The sequence below is a fragment of the Massilia sp. LjRoot122 genome, assembly GCF_964252725.1.
Taxonomy (GTDB): domain Bacteria; phylum Pseudomonadota; class Gammaproteobacteria; order Burkholderiales; family Burkholderiaceae_D; genus Telluria.
The window spans coordinates 1,101,933-1,122,442 of record NZ_CAXUPB020000001.1 but is presented as its reverse complement, the minus strand read 5'-3'; the positions used below and the strand labels follow the sequence as shown (position 1 = coordinate 1,122,442).

Annotated in this window: 19 protein-coding genes; 13 read left to right on the top strand and 6 right to left on the bottom strand. The window is 64.4% G+C overall.

From position 1 onward, the window contains the following. Window positions 1-3 precede the first annotated feature (3 nt). Entirely contained in the window at window positions 4-1,146 is a 1,143-nt protein-coding gene (locus ACSQ25_RS04835) for an HlyD family secretion protein (RefSeq protein WP_436104577.1), read from the bottom strand. Window positions 1,147-1,260: 114 nt separating this feature from the next. Here ACSQ25_RS04835 and ACSQ25_RS04830 point away from each other — a divergent pair, with 114 nt between their 5' ends. Beyond that, window positions 1,261-1,905: a TetR/AcrR family transcriptional regulator gene (locus ACSQ25_RS04830; RefSeq protein WP_436104576.1), complete on the top strand. Its 645-nt coding sequence runs from the start codon at window positions 1,261-1,263 to the stop codon at window positions 1,903-1,905. A 134-nt stretch (window positions 1,906-2,039) separates the two neighbouring features. Then, a complete protein-coding gene (locus tag ACSQ25_RS04825) occupies window positions 2,040-2,225 on the top strand; it encodes a hypothetical protein (RefSeq protein ID WP_436104575.1) in 186 nt (61 codons plus the stop codon). Between the two features lie 75 nt (window positions 2,226-2,300). On the opposite strand, the gene ACSQ25_RS04820 is transcribed toward ACSQ25_RS04825, so the two are convergent. After that, on the bottom strand, window positions 2,301-2,621 hold the full coding sequence (locus tag ACSQ25_RS04820) for a hypothetical protein (protein WP_436104574.1): 321 nt from the start codon (window positions 2,619-2,621) through the stop codon (window positions 2,301-2,303). 191 nt (window positions 2,622-2,812) lie between these two features. Between ACSQ25_RS04820 and ACSQ25_RS04815 the strand changes: the two genes are divergently transcribed. The 5 genes from ACSQ25_RS04815 to ACSQ25_RS04795 all read left to right on the top strand — a co-directional run bounded on the left by ACSQ25_RS04815 (window position 2,813) and on the right by ACSQ25_RS04795 (window position 7,739). Next, the gene (locus tag ACSQ25_RS04815; RefSeq protein ID WP_436104573.1) at window positions 2,813-3,781 is read left to right on the top strand and encodes an IS1595 family transposase; all 969 of its coding nucleotides are present in this window, start codon (window positions 2,813-2,815) and stop codon (window positions 3,779-3,781) included. Window positions 3,782-3,929: 148 nt separating this feature from the next. Next, window positions 3,930-4,343: a DUF2141 domain-containing protein gene (locus ACSQ25_RS04810; protein WP_436104572.1), complete on the top strand. Its 414-nt coding sequence runs from the start codon at window positions 3,930-3,932 to the stop codon at window positions 4,341-4,343. 8 nt (window positions 4,344-4,351) lie between these two features. Further along, on the top strand, window positions 4,352-5,824 hold the full coding sequence (locus ACSQ25_RS04805) for a carotenoid oxygenase family protein (protein ID WP_436104571.1): 1,473 nt from the start codon (window positions 4,352-4,354) through the stop codon (window positions 5,822-5,824). Further along, window positions 5,821-6,990 carry a sensor histidine kinase gene (locus ACSQ25_RS04800; RefSeq protein ID WP_436104570.1) on the top strand — a complete coding sequence of 390 codons (1,170 nt, stop codon included), beginning with the start codon at window positions 5,821-5,823 and terminating at the stop codon, window positions 6,988-6,990. The genes ACSQ25_RS04805 and ACSQ25_RS04800 overlap by 4 nt, the downstream gene beginning before the upstream one ends. A 20-nt stretch (window positions 6,991-7,010) precedes the next feature. Further along, window positions 7,011-7,739: a LytR/AlgR family response regulator transcription factor gene (locus ACSQ25_RS04795; protein WP_436108023.1), complete on the top strand. Its 729-nt coding sequence runs from the start codon at window positions 7,011-7,013 to the stop codon at window positions 7,737-7,739. Window position 7,740: 1 nt separating this feature from the next. On the opposite strand, the gene ACSQ25_RS04790 is transcribed toward ACSQ25_RS04795, so the two are convergent. The 4 genes from ACSQ25_RS04790 to aceE all read right to left on the bottom strand — a co-directional run bounded on the left by ACSQ25_RS04790 (window position 7,741) and on the right by aceE (window position 14,336). Beyond that, window positions 7,741-7,950 (bottom strand): hypothetical protein, encoded by a 210-nt coding sequence (locus ACSQ25_RS04790; protein ID WP_436104569.1) that lies wholly within the window; start codon window positions 7,948-7,950, stop codon window positions 7,741-7,743. A 152-nt stretch (window positions 7,951-8,102) separates the two neighbouring features. Next, window positions 8,103-9,911: a dihydrolipoyl dehydrogenase gene (lpdA, locus tag ACSQ25_RS04785; protein ID WP_436104568.1), complete on the bottom strand. Its 1,809-nt coding sequence runs from the start codon at window positions 9,909-9,911 to the stop codon at window positions 8,103-8,105. A gap of 10 nt (window positions 9,912-9,921) precedes the next feature. Next, a complete protein-coding gene (aceF, locus tag ACSQ25_RS04780) occupies window positions 9,922-11,559 on the bottom strand; it encodes a dihydrolipoyllysine-residue acetyltransferase (RefSeq protein WP_436104567.1) in 1,638 nt (545 codons plus the stop codon). Window positions 11,560-11,636: 77 nt separating this feature from the next. Continuing rightward, window positions 11,637-14,336, bottom strand: a complete 2,700-nt coding sequence (gene aceE, locus ACSQ25_RS04775; protein WP_436104566.1) for a pyruvate dehydrogenase (acetyl-transferring), homodimeric type — start codon at window positions 14,334-14,336, stop codon at window positions 11,637-11,639. A 289-nt stretch (window positions 14,337-14,625) separates the two neighbouring features. Between aceE and folD the strand changes: the two genes are divergently transcribed. The 6 genes from folD (at window position 14,626) to ACSQ25_RS04745 (ending at window position 20,221) form a co-directional block, all read left to right on the top strand. Further along, window positions 14,626-15,534 carry a bifunctional methylenetetrahydrofolate dehydrogenase/methenyltetrahydrofolate cyclohydrolase FolD gene (gene folD / locus ACSQ25_RS04770; RefSeq protein WP_436104565.1) on the top strand — a complete coding sequence of 303 codons (909 nt, stop codon included), beginning with the start codon at window positions 14,626-14,628 and terminating at the stop codon, window positions 15,532-15,534. Between the two features lie 16 nt (window positions 15,535-15,550). Continuing rightward, window positions 15,551-17,626 (top strand): M3 family metallopeptidase, encoded by a 2,076-nt coding sequence (locus ACSQ25_RS04765; RefSeq protein ID WP_436104564.1) that lies wholly within the window; start codon window positions 15,551-15,553, stop codon window positions 17,624-17,626. Beyond that, the gene (locus ACSQ25_RS04760) at window positions 17,623-18,048 is read left to right on the top strand and encodes a DNA polymerase III subunit chi (RefSeq protein ID WP_436104563.1); all 426 of its coding nucleotides are present in this window, start codon (window positions 17,623-17,625) and stop codon (window positions 18,046-18,048) included. The genes ACSQ25_RS04765 and ACSQ25_RS04760 overlap by 4 nt, the downstream gene beginning before the upstream one ends. Beyond that, window positions 18,045-18,416: a hypothetical protein gene (locus ACSQ25_RS04755; protein WP_436104562.1), complete on the top strand. Its 372-nt coding sequence runs from the start codon at window positions 18,045-18,047 to the stop codon at window positions 18,414-18,416. The genes ACSQ25_RS04760 and ACSQ25_RS04755 overlap by 4 nt, the downstream gene beginning before the upstream one ends. 84 nt (window positions 18,417-18,500) lie before the next feature. Then, window positions 18,501-19,034, top strand: coding sequence for an REP-associated tyrosine transposase (locus ACSQ25_RS04750; protein ID WP_436104561.1), 534 nt, complete (start codon window positions 18,501-18,503; stop codon window positions 19,032-19,034). 143 nt (window positions 19,035-19,177) lie between these two features. Continuing rightward, on the top strand, window positions 19,178-20,221 hold the full coding sequence (locus ACSQ25_RS04745; protein WP_436104560.1) for an IS110 family transposase: 1,044 nt from the start codon (window positions 19,178-19,180) through the stop codon (window positions 20,219-20,221). The last annotated feature ends 289 nt before the right edge of the window (window positions 20,222-20,510 follow it).

Genomic DNA, 20,510 nt, shown 5'->3' with positions numbered 1-20,510 from the left:
TCCTTAGTGCGCGGCGGCTGCGGTGTGAATAGCGGCTGGCTTCTGGCCCAGTTCGACCTCGGCCACCACCGACATGCCCGGCACCAGGCGGCCCGCGTATTTCCTGACGTCCGCCGGGTCGAGCACGATCTTGACCGGCACGCGCTGGACGATCTTGGTGAAGTTGCCGGTCGCGTTATCGGCCGGCAGCAGCGCGAACTGGTTGCCCGAGGCCGGCGAGAAGCTGTGCACGCGGCCCACCAGGTGCTTGCCCGGCAGCGCATCGACCTCGAGTTCGACCTTCTGGCCCGGCTCCAGGCCGGCGAGCTGGGTTTCCTTGAAGTTGGCGGTGACCCAGACCTCGTCCTCGACCACGGCCAGCAGCTGCTGGCCCGGCTGCACGCGGGCGCCGGCTTCGATGCTGCGCTTGCCGATGCGGCCGGCCACCGGCGCCACGATCCGGTTGTAGGCCAGCTGCTGGCGCGCGTCTTTCAACTGGGCCTGCAGCACCTTGACCTGGGCTTTCAGCACTTCGCGGCCGGCATCGGCGGCGGCCACCTGGGCCAGGGCGGCGGCGGCATTGTCGCGGCGCGCCGCCACGTCGGCGCCGGCGGCGGTGCGTGCGGCGGCCGAAGCGTCGACTTCCGCCTTCGACACCGCCTTCATGGTCTCGTTGTAGAGCTGGCCAAAACGCTCGGCGTCCTGGCGCGCGCGCAGCAGCTGGGCTTCGGCCTGCTTCACCTGGGAGCCGGCGGCGGCGGCCTGGGCCCGCACCTGCGCCACCTGGGCGCCGGCCTGGGCGATCTGCTGCTCGACGGAGGCGATTTGTGCCTCGATCTGCTCGACGCGCACGTGGTGGTCGGCCGGATCCAGCTCGGCGATGACCTCGCCCGCCTTGACGAGCTGGTTGTCGTCCACCAGCACGCGGGTGACCACGCCGGGCACGCGGCTCGATACCGGGTGCACCCGGCCGGTGAGGTAGGCGTTCTCGGTCTCGACATAGTGGTGGCTGCGGTACCACATGCGCCCGCCCGCACCGAGGGCGACCAGGGCGATCAGTGCGACCACGCCCAGCACGCGCTTGTTGGGAGGGGTTTTTCCCGGCGCCGCAGGCGCGGGCGTCTGGATGGCTGGCTGGGTGGCGGCCGGGATGTGCGATTCTGCCATGGGGTCAAGCTCCGGTAATAATGAAATGGGTCATGCGCATTATTTGCCGACCACCCGGCAAAAGTCAAGAAATGAAACGGTTGCATTTCATTTCTCATGCATTAAAATGGGTGCATGACGAAAGCCACCCCCACCAGCCCGGCCAAGTCGGCCGGCCGCCCGAAAGCCTCGGAAGTCGAAGCACGCACGCAGGAACTGATCGATGTCGCCGGCTGCCTGTTCCTGAAACAGGGCTATATCGGCGTGAGCCTGGAGGCCATCGCCCGCGAGGCACGGGTAGCCGTGCGCACCATCTACGTGAAGTTCGGCGGCAAGGCCGGCCTGCTCAAGGCCGTGCTGGCGGCGCGGCGCGAACGCTTCTTCCCAGTCGGAAAGATGGATGTCGACCAACGCCCGCTGCGCGAAGTCATTGACGAGTTCGCTCACTATCTCTACGACATGCTGTGCGAGCCGGACGCGATGACCTTGCAGCGCATGGTGATCGCGGAAGCCGCCACCAACCCAGAACTGGCTGAAGCCTTCTATGAAGGCGGGCCGCGCATGACCCGCGAGATGCTGGAGCGTTACTTCGCCCGTCCAGACGTCCGCGCCCAGCTGCGTCCCGATGCCCCGGTCTCCCAGCTACCCTCCTACCTGATCGCCTGCATCATTGGCGACCCGGTGGTGCGCTACCTGTTCCCCGAACGCGCAGCGGGCTCCGAAGAAGCACGCCGCCTGCTTGCCGAGCGTTTAGAGTTGTTTTATCGCAGCATTCTTTGACCACCTGGTCAAACAGCGGTCTGTGCGTGATCGCACCGACTTTGGGCGAGCACTTGTGTCAATCTGACATCCTTAATTATGGAGGATGTCATGAACAATAAAACGACAGCGGCTGTTCGCCGCGAGGAGGAAGCATGAGCAAGTCTTCCCGATACGAATGGCGTGACCAGCAGGCCTCGCTGCAAGAGCGCATGAAAGGTTTTCTGCAAAACCCTGACAACGAACAGCTGGAAGCGGTCGTTGCAGAAATGCGTGCCTATGCCGCCGCCGCCCAGGCCGGCACCATCGATATTCCGCAACGCTTCATCGCATTTACCTGAGCCACCCCACACCGAACCGCCGCCCCGCGCAAGCCGGGCGGCTATTTTTTTGTCCAGACGGGCAGGAACGCTGCCTCAGCCGGCCATGGCCGGGGCCGGGCTGCCCTGTGATTGCGGTTCGAAGTCGAACAGCCGGCTCAGGCAATACACCTTGCGCGGTGCACGGTGGCGTTCGTGGATTTCGCGGGTCATGACTTCGACCCGGCGCGGCTGGAGCGACAGCTGGCTTGGATCGATGTGGTCGGGCGCGCCTTCGAGGAAGCGTGCCGCGAGCTGCTGGGAAATGGTGCCGTGAACGAGATGGGCTTCGCCGTGGACGGTGGTCCTGAGCTCGAAGCAGCGTGTTTCGGGCAGCACATATACCGTCCCGATGTATTCATTGCCGTGTTCGTACATAGCAGTCTCCCTGTAGCTTGACACGCGCTGGCGGCATGGCTTGCCGCCACACGTCCCCATCATAGCAAGTCAATACAGCGCAGCACCCTGTCACGATTGAAATTGGCGCTGTCATCGTTAGCTATGGATGAGGATTGAACTGCTGAGTTCACCCATGGTCCAAGTCCTGTCCGCATCGACAGGAATCGGCCATGAAAGCGCCCAGTTTCACAAAATGGTTTGCACAGCTGCCCGATCTGAACCAGCCACAACGGCTGCAAACGCTTGCCGCGCTGCATCCGGCTGCCGGGCTCGACGAGGTGATCGCCCTGATCGGGCAGATTGGCGCGGCCAAACGCCAATGCCCGCGCTGCGCGTGCGAACGCTACTATCGGCATGGCCAGGCCAACGGCCTGCAGCGCTACCGTTGCCGCGAATGCAGGCGCAGCTTCAACGACCTGAGCGGCACGCCTCTGGCACGGCTGCGGCTGCGCGACAAATGGCTTGACTACCTGGCTGCAGTGCTCGATTCGAAACCGGTGCGCGCGGCGGCCAAGCAGGTAGATGTGCATCGCAATACCGCCTTCCGCTGGCGTCACCGCTTCCTCGAGCGGGTCAAGCACGATCGACCACGATACTTGAGCGGCGTCGTTGAGGCCGATGAAATGTTCATGCTGGAGTCTCAGAAAGGCGCGCGCAAACTGGAGCGGGCGCCGCGCAAGCGTGGTGGCCGGGCCAGCAGGCGCGGGATCTCACGCGAACTCGACTGCATCCTCGTCGCGCGTGACCGCAGCGGCCAGACCATCGATGCGCTCGCTGGTCGCGGCGCCCTGACGGTGGCGCAGCTGGAGCGTCACCTCTTGCCCAAGCTCGACAGGCAAGCACTGCTGGTCAGCGACGCGAACGCCGCCTACCGGGCTTTTTCCCGCAAACACGGCATCGCCCATGAGGCAGTGAACCTGCACGCGGGCGAGCGGGTCCGTCGCGGCAGCGCCGGCGCCATCCATGTCCAAAACGTGAATGCCTATCACCAGCGCTTGCGCGAATGGCTGGCGCGTTTTCACGGCGTCGCCTCGCGCTATTTACCGAATTACCTGGGCTGGCGCTGGGCACTTGATGGCGGACGGATTACTTCTGCTGAACAATTGCTGCGCATCGCAATCAGAGTCATCCATAGATAACGGTGACAGCGCCTTGAAATTTGTCTTGCGCAGTTCGCGCTGCCGGAATGCAGCTCGCGCCAGGCCGCCGCCGCTTCGTCGCAAGCGCCCGCACGGTCCCGGTGGGCTCGCCAGAATGGCTCCACCAACCCACCACGAGGAGACCGTCATGAAGCCCATCCATACCGCAGCTGCCTTGCTCCTGTTCGCCGCCGGCGCGGCCAGTGCCGCCGACCTGACCGTCCGCGTCGACGACGTCAGGACGGCGCAGGGCAAGCTCATGGTTGCCGTCTACGATTCCGCCGACGGCTTCCTGAAGCGCCCGGCCAAGGCCGCCCATGCGGTCGCCGCCGAGGGTCTCGTCACGGTGCTCATCAAGGACTTGCCGGCAGGCGAATACGGCATCGCCCTGTTCCACGACGCCAACGGCAACGGCAAGATGGACCGCAATGCGATGGGCATCCCGTCGGAAGACTACGCGTTCAGCAACAACGCCCGCGGCATGATGGGCCCGCCGAGCTTCGAGCAGGTGAAGTTCACCGTGCCGGCGGACGGCGCCACCGCCACCATCAGCCTGCGCTGAGGACGGCCATGGAACGCCGCCGCTTCCTGGAAGCCGTACTAAGCCTTGGTGCGCTCGCGCCGGGCAGCGCCGCCCGCGCCGACCAGGAAACCCGGCGCCGCTTCCACGCCGCCCTGGCCCGCGATCCTTCCTTCGCCGTGTATGCCGACACGGTCGGCAGCCAGGCCGGCGAAGCCGCGCTCAGCGGCCGCATCCCGGGCGACCTGGCGGGCAGCTTCTACCGCAACGGTCCCGGCCGTTTCGAGCTGGGCGGCGAGCGCTACCACCACTGGTTCGACGGCGACGGCTTCGCCCAACGCTGGACCATCGCCGGCGGCAAGGTCCGCCACCAGGGCCGCTTCGTCGAAACGCGCCGCTTCCTCGACGAATCGGAGGCCGGGCAGTTCCTCTACCCGTCCTTCGGCACCCACGTTCTGCGCCGCGGTTTCCGCGACAACGACACCATGAACGCGGCCAACACCAATCTGCTGCCCTTCAACGGCCGCCTGTACGCGCTGTGGGAAGGCGGCTCGGCGACGCAGCTGGATCCGGACACGCTGGCGACGATCGGCCTCAAGACCTGGCGCGAGGACCTGCGCGCGATGCCCTTCTCGGCCCATCCGAAGCTCGACCCGCAGGGCGGCATGTGGAATTTCGGCGCCCTGCCCGGCTCCGACCGCATCGCGGTCTACCAGATCGGCGCGGATGGACAGGTCCTGCGCACGGCCCTGATTCCGGTGCCGCGGCAAGCCATGGTGCATGACTTCGCCGTCAGTGCGAAGCACCTGGTCTTCCTGGTTCCGCCCTACGACCTGCAGCCGGGCAGCAGCATGAGCTTCGCCGAGCGCCAGGCCTGGGCTGGCAGCGGGCCCGATGCGCGGCCGCTGCGCGCGGTCGTGGTGGCCAAGGACACGCTGACCGTGCGCCGGGTGTTCGAACTGCCGCCGCGCATGGTGTTCCACTTCGGGAACGCCTGGGAAGATGGCGACTGCACCCGTTTCGACGTGGTGCTGCACGAAGGCGACGTGCTGGCCGGACTCGGCGGCCTGATGGCCGGCAAACGCCAGCTTGGTGCGCGCAGCGAAGCACTGCAGGTTTGCCTCGATTACGCCAAGGGCACGGCCGCTACCCACCGCATGTTCGGCAACAGCGAGTTCCCGCGCGTCGCGCCGCAGGTGGTCGGCCGGCGCCACCGCAAGCTCGTCCTGCTCGGTGGCGACGCCCTGCTGTCCTCGGTCAACCTGGTCGATATCGACAGCGGCAAGGTGGATGGCCATGATTTCGGCGCCGGCTGGCAGCTCGAGGAGCACGTGCTGGTCCCGCGCCGCCATGCACGCAGCGAAACCGACGCCTACCTGGTCGGGGTGGCGCAGGACCTGCGCAAGGGCGTCGGCGTGCTGAGCGTGTTCGATGCGACGCGCGTGTCCGCCGGTCCGCTGGCGCTGGCCAGACTGCCCTATCGCACGCCGCACTGCTTTCATGGTAATTTCGTAAGCGCATGATCACCGCCACCCCCTCCCCCAAACGCTGCGACACGGCGCGCGAGCGCGGCCATCCACTGGAACTGATCCCCCTGTTCCGGCGCTGGCCGCCCTCGCTCCTGCGCAACCTCGTCTATACGGCCATCTGGAGCTCGGCGATCGCCCTGCTCCTGACCGTGCTGCAGAAACTGTTCGGCCGCACCAGCATGTCGTTTGCGCGGCTGCTGTTCGCGACCCTTGTCATCAGCAACCTGATCGGCTTCCTGATCCATGGCGCCCTGCACCTGCTCGAACGCCATTTCCCACGTGAGAACATGCTGCTCTTCCGCAGCGCGCAGGTGCTGGCGATCGCGGCGGCCAGCGTGATCGGCATCCCCTTCGGCAATGCGCTGGTGGCCGGCAGGAGCCCGCTGCGCTTCTACCAGACCAGCACCACCCTGGTGTTCCTGCTGGCCTTCGGCCTGATGACGGCGGTGTTGATGGTGCTGGTATTGTCCGCCGGCGAACGGCGCATGCGGCGCGAAGCGGAAGCGGCGCGCCAGCAGGAACAGTTCGCGGCCGCCGGCCGCCTGGTGGCCGAGGCGCGGCTGCGCGCGCTGCAGGCGCAAATCGAGCCGCACTTTCTGTACAACACCCTGGCCAACGTCGTCAGCCTGATCGACAGCCAGCCGGCCAAGGCCAGGCGCATGCTCGAGCGCTTCATCGACTACCTGCGCGCCAGCCTGTCGGCCAGCCGCGCCGAGCATGCGACGCTCGGCAGCGAAGCCGATCTCGCCGGCGCCTACCTCGACGTGCTCGGTGTGCGCATGGAAGGCCGCCTGCGCTGGCGCTTCGAGCTCGACGCCGCCATGCGCGCGCTGCCGGTGGCGCCGATGCTGCTCCAGCCCCTGGTCGAGAACGCGATCATGCACGGCATCGAACCGAAGCTGGAAGGCGGCGAGATCGTGGTGCGCGCCGGCTTGAACGACGACGTGCTGTGCGTCGAAGTGTGCGACAGCGGCCACGGGCTGCGCATGGCGCCACCGCGGCCTGGCGGCGGCGTCGGCCTGTCCAACCTGCGCGAGCGCCTGCGCCAGCTGTACGGCACGGGCGCGCAGCTGCAGCTCATTGAAAACCCCACAGGCGGCGTCACCGCGCGCCTGCTGCTTCCTCTCCTGGTGCCATCATCGACCATCCCCACGCCCTGATCGCGGACGACGAGCCGCACCTGCTCGACTACCTGGAATCGCAGCTGGCGCTTGCCTGGCCCGAGCTGCGCGTCACGCGCGCCGCCAACGGCGTGCAGGCACTGGAACTGATCGACGCGCTGGCGCCGCAGGTGGTCTTCCTCGACATCCAGATGCCCGGCCTGAACGGCATCGAGCTGGCGGCGCGCCTGTGCGAAGGCGGCAATCCGCCGCGGGTCGTGTTCACCACGGCCTACGACCACTACACCCTGCAGGCCTTCGAGCACGCGGCCTTCGATTACCTGCTCAAGCCGATCGGACTCGAACGGCTGGCACGCACGGTGGCGCGGCTGAAAGGGGCGCTGGCCGCGCCTGTCCCTGCGCCGGCGCTTGACACCCTGCAGGCACTGCTGCGCCAGCTGGGCGTGGCGGCGCCGGCCCCCGCGCCCTTGCAGTGGATCCGGGCGGCCAAGGGACAGGAGACGCGGCTGATCGCGATCGACGAGGTGATCTACTTCCAGAGCAACGACAAGTACACGAGCGTGTACCTGGCGGACGGCGAAAGCCTGATCCGCACGCCGTTGAGCAAGCTGAAGGAACAACTCGATCCGCAGCAGTTCTGGCAGATCCACCGCGGCGTGATCGTCGCGGCACGGCACGTGGCGGGCACGCGCACCGATTTCCGCGGCCGGCTGCACGTGCGCTTGAGGGGACGCGAGGAACAGCTCGTGGTGAGCCGGAACTACGTCGACCTGTTCAGGCAGATGTAGGCTACTCGACTTCGCTGGTGTTGCCGACGCCGAGGAAACTCCAGTCGTCGACCAGTGCCAGCAGCAGTCCGCCATAGGTCAGGACGGCGGCAAGGATCGCCAGCAGGATTCCGATGACCGGGTAGATATTGATTGTGGAGGTCTTGGTGGGCGCAGATGCGCACTCTTCTGCCGATTCGCAAGATGCTTCAACTGGAGGAACTGCGTTCATGAGGACTCACTGCTGAAAAGAAAGTCATTAATTATAGTGAACAATTTTAATTTAGTAACTATTGTTACTGCTAGTAAAACAATCTGCAGTGATGGGGCTGTAAACGAAAAACGGGACCATGAGGTCCCGTTTCTTGACTGCTCAGGCAGCGATCACTTCTTGCGTGCCGGCGGCAGGTCGGTGCAGACGCCCTTGTAGGCTTCCGCCGCCATGCCGATCGATTCGCCCAGGGTCGGGTGCGGGTGGATGGTCTTGCCGATGTCCACGCCGTCCGCGCCCATCTCGATGGCCAGCGCCACTTCGCCGATCATGTCGCCGGCATTGGTGCCGACGATGGTGCCGCCGATGATGCGCTTGGTTTCCTTGTCGAACAGCAGCTTGGTGAAGCCTTCGTCGCGGCCGTTGGCGACCGCGCGGCCGCTGGCGTTCCACGGGAAGTGGCCCTTCTCGACGGCGATGCCCTTCTGCCTGGCTTCGTCCTCGGTCAGGCCGACCCATGCCACTTCCGGATCGGTGTAGGCCACCGACGGAATCACCTTGGCATCGAAGAAGGCTTTCTCGCCGTGTGCCGCTTCAGCCGCCACGTGGGCCTCGTGCACCGCCTTGTGCGCCAGCATCGGCTGACCCACCAGGTCGCCGATGGCGAAGATGTGCGGCACGTTGGTGCGCATCTGGCCGTCCACGCCGATGAAGCCGCGGTCACTCACGACCACGCCGGCCTTCTCGGCGGCGATCTTCTTGCCGTTCGGGCTGCGGCCCACGGCCACCAGCACCAGGTCGTAGAGCTGCGGTTCCGGTGCGGTGGCGCCGGCTTCCGCTGCTTCGAACGTGACCTTGATCCCTTCCGGCAGCGCTTCCACGCCGACGGTCTTGGTCTTCAACATGATGTTGTCGAAGCGGTGGGCGTTGTACTTCTGCCAGACCTTGACGGCCTCGCGGTCGGCGCCCTGCATCAGACCGTCCATCATCTCGACCACGTCGATGCGCGCACCCAGGGTCGAGTACACGGTCGCCATTTCCAGGCCAATGATGCCGCCGCCGATCACCAGCATGCGTTTCGGCACCTGGCGCAGTTCGAGCGCGCCGGTCGAATCGACGATGCGCGGATCTTCCGGCACGAAAGGCAGCTTCACCACCGCGGAACCGGCGGCGATGATCGCTTTCTGGAACTTGATGACTTTCTTGCTGCCGTCGGCTGCGCTGACTTCGATGTGGTTCGGGCTCAGGAACTGGCCCACGCCCTGCACCACGTTGACCTTGCGCGCCTTGGCCATGAAATTCAGGCCGCCGGTCATCTTCTTGATCACGCCATCTTTATAGGCGCGCAGCTTGTCGATGTCGACGTCGGGCTTGGCGAAGCTCACGCCCAGGTCGGCCATGTGCGCGGTCTCGTCCATGATGTGGGCCACGTGCAGCAGCGCCTTGGACGGGATGCAGCCCACGTTCAGGCAGACGCCGCCCAGGGTCGCGTACTTCTCGACCAGCACGGTGTTCATGCCCAGGTCGGCCGCGCGGAAGGCGGCCGAGTAGCCGCCAGGGCCGGCGCCCAGCACCATCATCTCGCATTCGATGTCGACCTGGCCGCTGTAGCTGGCCGCGCCCGGTGCAGGCGCTGCTGCCGGCGTGGCCGCAGGTGCCGGGTGTGCCGGCGCATACGAATCGGTCGGCTTGGTGGCTGCCGTCGGCGCTGCCGGCTTGGCCTCCGGTGCAGCTGCGGCCGCACCGGACTCCTCGATCATCAGCAGCAGCGAACCTTCGTTCACCTTGTCGCCGACTTTCACTTTGACTTCCTTGACCACGCCGGCGTTCGTCGACGGGATCTCCATGCTGGCCTTGTCCGACTCGACGGTGACCAGCGACTGGTCGACCTTGATGGTGTCGCCCGGCTTGACCAGCAGCTCGATGACCTCGACGTCCTTGAAGTCGCCGATGTTCGGAACCTTCACTTCAACAGTGCTCATGCTCGGCTCCTTACAGAAGGGTCTTGCGCAGGTCGGCCAGGACGTCGGCCAGGTAGGCGGCGAAGCGTGCTGCGCCGGCGCCATCGATCACGCGGTGGTCGTAGGACAGCGACAGCGGCAGCATCAGGCGCGGCTGGAATGCCGAGCCGTCCCATACCGGCTTCATCGCCGACTTCGACAGGCCCAGGATCGCCAGTTCAGGTGCATTGATGATCGGCGTAAAGGCGGTACCGCCAATGCCGCCGAGCGAAGAAATCGTGAACGTTGCACCCTGCATGTTCGCGGGCGACAGCTTGCCGTCGCGTGCCGCGCTCGAGAGCTCACCCATTTCGGTAGCGATCTGCGACACCGTCTTCTTGTCCGCATCCTTCACCACCGGGACCACCAGGCCGTTCGGGGTGTCGGCTGCGAAGCCGATGTTGTAGTACTGCTTCAGGATCAGGTTCGCACCGTCTTCGCTGAGCGAGGCATTAAATTGCGGGAACTTCTTCAGCGCGGCGACGGATGCCTTGATGACGAAGGCCAGCATGGTCAGCTTGACGGTCGACTTCTGCTTGGCCAGCGCGGCGTTCGAATCGACGCGGAACTGTTCCAGGTCGGTGACGTCGGCTTCGTCAAAGGTCGTGACGTGCGGGATCATGACCCAGTTGCGATGCAGGTTCGGGCCGGAGATCTTCTTGATGCGCGACAGCGGCAGCAGTTCGGTCGGACCGAACTTGGAGAAGTCGAGCGAAGGCCATGGCAACAGGTCCAGGCCCACGCCGCTGCCGCCGGCCTTTGCCGGGGCCGCCGCCGGGGCAGCCATCACGCCCTTGACGAAGTTCTGCACGTCCTGCTGGGTGATGCGGCCTTTCGGGCCGGTGCCCGGCACGCGGCCCAGGTCGACGCCCAGTTCGCGGGCGAACTTGCGGATCGACGGCGAAGCGTGGGCCTTGGAGCCGGTCACGCCTTGTGCCGGTGCCGCGGCAGGAGCCGGAGCAGCGGCAGCCGGCGCGGCTGCGGGAGCCGACGGTGCGGCGGCGGCAGGTGCCGGCGCTGCAGCGGCAGGTGCGGCGGCGGGTGCGCCACCGGTCGATTCGACCAGCAGCACCAGCGAGCCCTTGGCGACCTTGTCGCCCACCTTGACCTTGATTTCCTTGACGGTACCGGCGTGGCTGGACGGGATCTCCATGCTCGCCTTGTCCGATTCGACCGTGATCAGCGACTGGTCGACCTTGATCTGGTCGCCCGGCTTGACCATCAGTTCGATGACTTCGACTTCCTTGAAGTCGCCGATGTCGGGCACGGTGACTTCGACGATGCCGCCCGCGGCTGCCGGGGCAGCGGCAGGTGCAGGTGCGGCTGCGGCAGCCGGCGCAGCCGCGGCGGCCGGTGCGGCTTCAGCGGCCGGTGCAGGCGCAGCGGCGCCGCCGGCTTCTTCCAGCAGCAGCACCAGCGAACCTTCGGCAACCTTGTCGCCGACCTTGACCTTGATTTCCTTGACGACGCCGGCGTGGCTGGACGGGATTTCCATGCTCGCCTTGTCCGACTCGACGGTGACCAGCGACTGGTCGACCTTGATCGTGTCGCCCGGCTTGACCATCAGTTCGATGACTTCCACTTCCTTGAAGTCGCCGATGTCCGGGACTTTGACTTCCACAATGCTCATAGTGTTAGCTCCGTTTGTTCTTTGAGTTAGCGCTTAAGCCGCCGCCCCGCATCGACGGGGCGGCGGGCTTCGAGCATTTACTGGGTCACAGGATTCGGCTTGTTCTGGTCGATGCCGTACTTGGCGATCGCCTGCGACACGATGGCGCGGTCGATCTTGCCTTCGTCGGCCAGCGAACGCAGTGCCGCCACGGTCACATAGTAACGGTTCACCTCGAAGAACTCGCGCAGCTTGACGCGCGAATCCGAGCGGCCGAAGCCGTCGGTGCCCAGCACTTTATAGGTGCGGTCCTTCGGCATGAAGGCGCGGATCTGCTCGGCGAACATGCGCATGTAGTCGGTGGTCGCGATGATCGGGCCCGAGGTGTTCTGCAGCAGCGAGGTCACGTAAGGCACGCGCTGTTCCTGCTCCGGGTTGACCATGTTCCAGCGCTCGGCATCCTGGCCGTCGCGGGCCAGCAGGGTCAGCGACGGGGCCGACCACACGTCCGCATCCACGCCCCAGTCGTTCTTCAGCAGCTCGGCGGCGAAGATCGACTCGCGCAGGATGGTGCCGCAGCCGATCAGCTGCACGCGCGGCGCCTGCGATGCGGTGGCGCCTTCCTGGAGCAGGTACATGCCCTTCAGGATGCCCTCTTCCTGGCCCGGCTTGATGCCCGGATGCGCGTAGTTCTCGTTCATGATGGTGATGTAGTAGAACACGTCTTCCTGTTCTTCCACCATGCGGCGCAGGCCGTCCTGGATGATCACGGCCACTTCATGGCCGAAGGTCGGGTCGTAGGGCAGGCAGTTCGGGACCGTGGCCGCGATGATGTGGCTGTGGCCGTCCTCGTGCTGCAGGCCTTCACCGTTCAGCGTGGTACGGCCGGCGGTGCCGCCCATCAGGAAGCCGCGCGCACGGATGTCGCCTGCCAGCCAGACCAGGTCGCCCACGCGCTGCATGCCGAACATCGAGTAGAAGGTGTAGAACGGGATCATGGTGCGGTTGTTCGACGAGTACGAGGTCGCCGCGGCGATCCACGAGCTCATGCCGCCCGCTTCGTTGATACCTTCCTGCAGGATCTGGCCGGCCTTGTCTTCACGGTAGTACATCACCTGGTCGCGGTCGACCGGCTCGTACAGCTGGCCCTGCTGGTTGAAGATGCCGATCTGGCGGAACAGGCCTTCCATGCCGAAGGTACGCGATTCGTCGACCAGGATCGGCACGATGCGCTGGCCGATGCTCGGGTCCTTCAGCAGGCTGGTGATGACGCGCACGTAGGACTGGGTGGTCGAGATCTCGCGGCCTTCCGCGGTCGGCTCGAGCACGGACTTGAAGGTCTCCAGCTTCGGCACCACCAGGGCTTCGTCGGACTTCGAGCGGCGCTGCGGCAGGTAGCCGCCGAGGGCCTTGCGGCGCTCGTGCAGGTACTGCATTTCCGGGGCGTCGTCGGACGGCTTGAAGAACGGGATCTCGGCCAGCTTGTCGTCCGGGATCGGGATGTTGAAGCGGTCGCGCATTTCGCGGATGGCGGCGTCGTCCAGCTTCTTGGTCTGGTGCGCGGTGTTGCGCGCCTCGCCCGACTTGCCCATGCCGAAGCCCTTGACGGTCTTCACCAGCAGCACGGTCGGCGAACCCTTGTTCTCCTGCGCGTTCTTGAAGGCGGCATAAATCTTGTGCGGGTCGTGGCCGCCGCGGGTCAGGCGCCAGATGTCGTCGTCGCTCATGTTGGCGACCATCTTCAGCAGCTCCGGGTGCTTGCCGAAGAAGTGCTTGCGCACGTAGGCGCCGTCCTTGGCCTTGTAGTTCTGGTATTCGCCGTCGACGGTTTCCATCATCACGCGCTGCAGGATGCCGTCCTTGTCCTTCGACAGCAGGGCGTCCCACTGCGAGCCCCAGATGACCTTGACCACGTTCCAGCCGGCGCCGCGGAAGTCGGCTTCGAGTTCCTGGATGATCTTGCCGTTGCCGCGCACCGGACCGTCCAGGCGCTGCAGGTTGCAGTTGACGACCATGACCAGGTTGTCGAGGCGTTCGCGTGCGGCCATGCCGATCGCGCCCATCGATTCCGGCTCGTCCATCTCGCCGTCGCCGCAGAAGACCCAGACCTTGCGATTCTCGGTGTCGGCGATGCCGCGTGCGTGCAGGTACTTCAGGAAGCGCGCCTGGTAGATCGCCATCAGCGGGCCCAGGCCCATCGACACGGTCGGGAACTGCCAGAAGTCCGGCATCAGTTTCGGGTGCGGATACGAAGACAGGCCCTTGCCGTCGACTTCGCGGCGGAAGTTCAGCATCTGCTCTTCGGTGATGCGGCCTTCCAGGTAGGCGCGGGCGTAGATGCCCGGCGAGGAGTGGCCCTGGATGTACAGCAGGTCGCCGCCGTGGTCTTCGGTCGGGGCGTGCCAGAAGTGGTTGAAGCCGATGCCCAGCATGTTCGCCAGCGAGGCGAAGGAGGAGATGTGGCCGCCCAGGTCGCCGTCGGCACGGTTGGCCTTGACCACCATCGCCATCGCGTTCCAGCGCATCCACGAGCGCAGGCGCTCTTCGTATTCGAGGTTGCCCGGGCAGTTCACGTTCAGGTGGGCCGGGATGGTGTTCACGTAGGCGGTGTTGCTCGAGAACGGGATGTGGGCGCCACGGCGGCGTGCCAGGTCGACCATGCGCTCCATCAGGTAGTGCGCGCGGTCGGTGCCTTCATGTTCGATCACCGCTTCCAGCGCATCCAGCCATTCCTGGGTTTCGAGCGTGTCCGGGTCGTTGGCAGCTTGTGCCGTCAACTGGTCGAGTTGAGCTGACATTAATGCGTCTCCTTGAGTGTGCGCCCCGACCTATCCCTAGAAATGGCTGGTGGCGGTATGGTGAAATTTCAAATATCTGAAAATAAACTCTTCGATTCTACCAGTGGACCTTGGGTTTTTCAAATTGCGATATGTCATTTCATATTGTGGAATCTCATGCTGCAAGTGCACATTCCCGCTGCGGCACGGGCGGTAACAGCTGACAAATATGACAATGCTTCGCCGGCTGCGGCGCGCGATATGGACGTCGGCCTTATAATTTCATTTTTGCCTAGCCGTGAGCCCAAACATGCCAGCCCAGAATATCGACGGAGTCCTCCTTTCCCAACAATTGCGCGGCGAAATCGCCCAGCGCGCCGCCAAACTCAGCGCTGCCGGCCGGCAGCCGGGCCTGGCGGTCATCCTGGTCGGCGAGGACCCGGCGAGCCATGTCTACGTGCGCAACAAGGTCAAGGCTTGCGGCGACGTCGGTTTCCACTCGGTGCTGGAAAAATACGATGCCGACCTGAGCGAGCAGGCCCTGCTGGACCGTATCGCCGCCCTGAACGCCGACCCGGCGATCCACGGCATCCTGGTGCAGATGCCGCTGCCGAAGCACATCAACCCGAGCAAGGTCATCGAAGCGATCGCCACCAGCAAGGACGTCGACGGCTACTCGGTGCTGTCGGCCGGCGAACTGGTCGCCAACCTGCCCGGCTTCCGCCCCTGCACCCCGTACGGCTGCATGAAGCTGATCGAGACCACCGGCATCGACCTGCGCGGCAAGCACGCCGTCGTGATCGGCCGCTCGAACACGGTCGGCAAGCCGATGGCCCTGCTGCTCTTGCAAGCCAACGCCACCGTCACCATCTGCCATAGCGCAACGCCGGACCTGGGCCTGTACACCCGCCAGGCCGACGTGGTGGTGGCCGCCGTCGGCCGCCGCAATACCCTGACCGCCGACATGGTCAAACCGGGTGCGGTCGTGATCGACGTCGGCATGAACCGCGACGACGCGGGCAAGCTGTGCGGGGACGTCGATTACGCCGGTGTGCGCGAAGTCGCGTCGCACATCACCCCGGTGCCGGGCGGCGTCGGTCCGATGACGATCACCATGCTGTTGATGAATACCGTGGAGTCCGCAGAACGCGTGCACTCCAGCAGCCAATTAGTGCCTGGCCAGGCATCGGGAATGGAACCGAAGACCGGCCTGGCCTGAACCCGAAAGGAAGACCATGACCATCGACACCAGCAATCCCCTCCTCGATTTCTCGGGCCTGACCCGGTTCGACCTGGTCAAGCCGGAGCACGTCACGCCGGCCATCGAGCAGCTGATCAAGCAGGCTGCGGACGTCGTCGCCCGGCTTGAAGCGCCTGCCGATCAAGTCACCTGGGACAGCTTCGTGGTGCCGCTCGAGGAAGCCACCGAGCGCCTGGGGCGTGCCTGGGGCGTGGTCAACCACCTGAACCACGTGGTGGACACGCCCGAGCTGCGCGCCACCTACAACGAGAACCAGCCCAAGGTCACCGAGTTCTGGACTTCGCTGGGCCAGAACGAGGCCCTGTTCGCCAAGTACAAGGCGCTGCGTGCCGGCGCTGAATACGCGAGCCTGAGCCCGGCCCGCAAGCGCATCGTCGAGAACGCGCTGCGCGACTTCCGCCTGGGCGGCGCCGAGCTGCCGGAAGATAAAAAGCAGCGCTTCGCCGAGATCCAGGAACAGCAGGCCGCGACCTCGACCAACTTCTCGCAGAACGTGCTGGACGCCACCAACGACTACAAGCTGCTGGTGGAAAGCGAAGCGGAACTGTCGGGCATCCCGGACGACGTGAAAGCCGCCGCGCGCGCCCTGGCCGAGAAGGACGGCAAGGCCGGCTGGCAGTTCACCCTGCACTTCCCGTCCTATTACCCGGTGCTGCAGTTCTGCGACAACCGCGCCCTGCGCGAAACGATCTACCGCGCCAGCGCCACCAAGGCCTCGGACGCCGGCACCATGTTCAGCGACGCTGCCCGCTGGGACAACACCGCGAACATCGTCAAGCTGCTGCAGCTGCGCCATGAAGAAGCCCAGCTGCTGGAGTACGCCAACTTCGCCGAAGTCTCGCTGGTGCCGAAGATGGCGGAGAGCCCGCAGCACGTGGTCGAGTTCCTCGAAGACCTCGCGAAGCGCGCCCGCCCCTTCGCCGAGAAGGACCTGGAAGAGCTGCGCAGCTTCGCCAGAACCGAGCTGGGCATCGACGACCTGCAGTCCTGGGACGTGGCCTACGCTTCCGAGAAGCTGCGCGAGCAGCGCTATGCCTTCTCCGAAAAGGAAGTGAAGGAATACTTCCCCGAGCCGAAGGTCGTGCAAGGCCTGTTCACCGTCATCCAGGACCTGTTCGACGTCGAGATCAAGCCGGACCAGGCGCCCGTGTGGCATCCGGACGTGCGCTTCTTCCGCATCGAACGTGGCAATGAGCTGATCGGGCAGTTCTACCTCGACCTGTACGCGCGTCCCGGCAAGAACCAGGGCGCCTGGATGGACGATGCACGCGGCCGCCGCGTGAGCTTCGGGGGCATCGTACAGACGCCGATCGCCTACCTGACCTGCAACTTCACCCCACCGGCGACTGTCGACGGCAAGCAGCAGCCTTCGCTGTTCACGCACGACGAAGTCATCACCCTGTTCCACGAATTCGGCCACGGCCTGCACCACATGCTGACCGAAGTCGAGGAACTGTCGGTGTCGGGCATCTCGGGCGTGGAATGGGATGCGGTGGAGCTGCCGTCCCAGTTCATGGAAAACTTCTGCTGGGAGTGGGACAAGCTGCAGCAGATGACCGCCCACGTGAAGACCGGCGAACCGCTGCCGCGCGCGCTGTACGACAAGATGCTGGCGGCGAAGAACTTCCAGTCCGGGATGATGACCTTGCGCCAGGTCGAGTTCTCGCTGATCGACATGCACCTGCATTACGACTTCGATCCGCAAAGCGAACGCACGGTGCAGGGGCTGATCGACGACATCCGCAGGCAGTTCTCGGTCATGATCCCGCCGAGCTTCAACCGCTTCCAGCACTCCTTCGGCCACATCTTCTCGGGCGGCTACGCGGCCGGCTACTACAGCTACAAATGGGCCGAGGTGCTGTCCGCCGACGCCTATGCGGCCTTCGAAGAGGCGATCGACAGCGGCAAGCTGCAGGAAACCGGCAAGCGCTTCCAGCAAGAGATCCTGGCGGTGGGCGGCTCGCGCCCGGCGCTGGAATCCTTCAAGGCCTTCCGCGGCCGCGAGCCGTCGATCGACGCGCTGCTGCGCCACAGCGGCATGAACGCATGACCCGCATCGACTTCCATACCAACATCCCGGACAAGCTGGCCTATGCCTGCCGCCTGGCCCGCAAGGCGTATGCCGCCAAGGCCAGGGTGGTGGTGCTGGCCGAAGACGCCGCCCAGGCCGAAGCGCTGAACGCGGCGCTGTGGACGGTATCGGATACCGACTTCATTCCCCACGTGCCGGCCGGCGATCCGCTGGCCAGCGAAACGCCGGTCATCATCACCGCCGACGAAGGGGTGGAGCTGCCCCATCATGAGATGCTGGTCAACCTCACCCGCCGCCAGCCCGCTACACTGGCGCAGTTCGCGCGCGTGTTCGAGATCATTTCGATCGACGAAGACGATGCGGCTGCCGGGCGCCAGCGCTACGTCGCCTACAAGAAGCAGAACTATCCCCTGACCCACTTCGTCGCAGGACAGTCATGAGCCAGAATCCCGCATTCGACCCGAGCATTCCGGTACTGACCGAAGTCGTCAGCGAACCAGTCGCTTCTGCTCCAGCTTCCGCGCCTGCGCACGAGCCGGTCGCCGAACAGCTGGAACGCCGCGCCACCGAACGCTGGACCGGCGAGGAATGGAGCGTGCTGGAACGCCGCGTCACCGAACGCGTGCTGCAGCAGTTGCAGGGCCGGGTCGACTTCGTCCTCGAGCAGCGCGTGCGCGACGCCATGGCCGACGCCATGCAGCGTACCCTGGAGATCTTCACTGCCGACCTGCGCGAAGGCCTGCACACTGCGCTGGGCGAGATCGTCAGCCAGGCTGTGGCCCGGGAGATTGAATACCTGAAGACGTAGGGTGGACGGCTTCGCCGTCCGCGCGTTCAACTTTCATTTGATCTGACGCACCCTGCAATTTCGGCGCCCACCTAACATGCGCCGATGCCCCGCTATCGCCGCTCCCTAACCGGTACGACCTACTTCTTCACGGTCGTCACTCACCGTCGCCGTCCCATCCTGTGTGACGATGCCGTCCGGCTTGCCCTGCGCCACGCAATCGAACGCGTGCGTGTCCGTCTTCCATTCGCGACCGATGCAATGGTCCTGATGCCGGATCACCTGCACTGCATCTGGACGCTCCCTCAAGGCGACACGAACTTCTCGTCCCGCTGGGTACAAATCAAGCATCACGTTTCCTATACCTGCGGCAAGCTGTATCCGATGACGATGTCCAGATCCCGGCAAGACCGACGAACATCGCCTATCTGGCAGCGCCGTTTCTGGGAACATCAGATCCGAGACGAAATCGATATGGAGCGGCATGTCGATTACATCCATTTCAATCCGGTGAAGCATGGATTCGTGAAGGCGGCATCTCAATGGCCGTATTCCACGTTTGAAAGGTTCGTGCGCCAAGGAATTTACGCAGCGGATTGGGGCGGCAATCCGGCATGTGATGGTATGGAGTTCGAATAGCGCCACAGCGCGCACGGGAGTTGGACGCGCGGACGGCGGAGCCGTCCACCCTAATGTGATGGACTCCACCCTCCCGATATCGGCATCATTGTGCCAAGCGTGCCAGATTGGGCTGGCAAGCTAAAACAGGAGGGGGAGTCACCATGAATGCTAGCGCAAAAGTGGTTGGTTTGGATATTGCGAAGGACGTGTTCTTTGCTGTCGGGCTCGACGGAAACGGCAAGCCGGTATTCAAGCGTAAGCTCTCGCGAGCTCAGGTTCTTCCATTTATTGCACAGGTGGCACCTGCGGTGATTGGTATCGAATCATGCGCCGGTTCGCACTACTGGGCACGCAAGTTCGTCGAGATGGGGCACGATGCCAGGCTAATTGCGGCCCAGCACGTCAGGGCATATGTCACCGGTAACAAGAACGACATGAATGATGCTGCTGCGATTGCCGAGGCACGCTCGCGTGGAGCGACTAAATATGTTCCGATCAATACGGCTGCGCAGCAAGATTTGCAGATGCTACACCGCGCCCGAAGCGCCTTGATGACGGAACGTGTAGCGACGATTAACCGGATCCGGGCATTCGCGGGCGAATACGGCCAGGTGTTTCCTAAGCGTGTAGAAAGATTCCGTGACGGACTGAGAGCATGGCTGAACGATCCAGACAATGGTTTGTCTGGCATGGCCTTAGAGACCTTTCGGGAGCTTAAGTCCCAACTGGACGATAAGGATGAGAGGCTCCAGGCATACGACCGCCGCCTGAATCAGGCTGCGAAATCGGAGCTGGCGAAGAAGCTGATGGAAGTGCCGGGTGTAGGGCCGTTGACGGCAACGGCAGTGCAGGCAACCATCGCCGATCCTCACCACTACAAGAGCGCTCGGGATTTTGCGGCGAATCTGGGTCTTGTGCCACGCGAGCATAGTAGCGGCGGCAAGCAGCGTCTATATGGCATTACCCACAGAGGCGACAGCTACCTGCGCACCCTGCTCATACATGGAGCCCGCAGCGCACTGCGAACAGCAGAGGGCAAGCCAGACAAGCTGCTGCAGTGGGCGACAAAACTGGTGGAGCGGCGCAGTTTCAACGTAGCCACAACTGCACTGGCCAACAAGATGGCCAGGGTAATCTGGGCATTGATGGCGCACGGACGCGCTTATGTTCCGGCCTGGTCGAAAGACATGCCCAGGCCGGCTTGAAAACACTGTCGATTAACTCAGCAACAGCAAGGAGCAACACCGCCAAGTTTGCGATGATGAAGAAAAAATGATGCCAACAGGTTGAACCGGCGTCGGGTGAATCCGCTAACCGTAGTGGCCATCAAGGCCGTCACCCTATGAGGATCCCGACGCGCGTATCACATCAGGGCCCGAGCACTGAACACGCTCACAAACAGGCCGAATAGATACAAGCAAACTCTTCCTAAAGGCAGTAATTCAATCTTCTTCTTGCAAAATGGGTGGAGTCCATAGATACGGTAAGATTGCA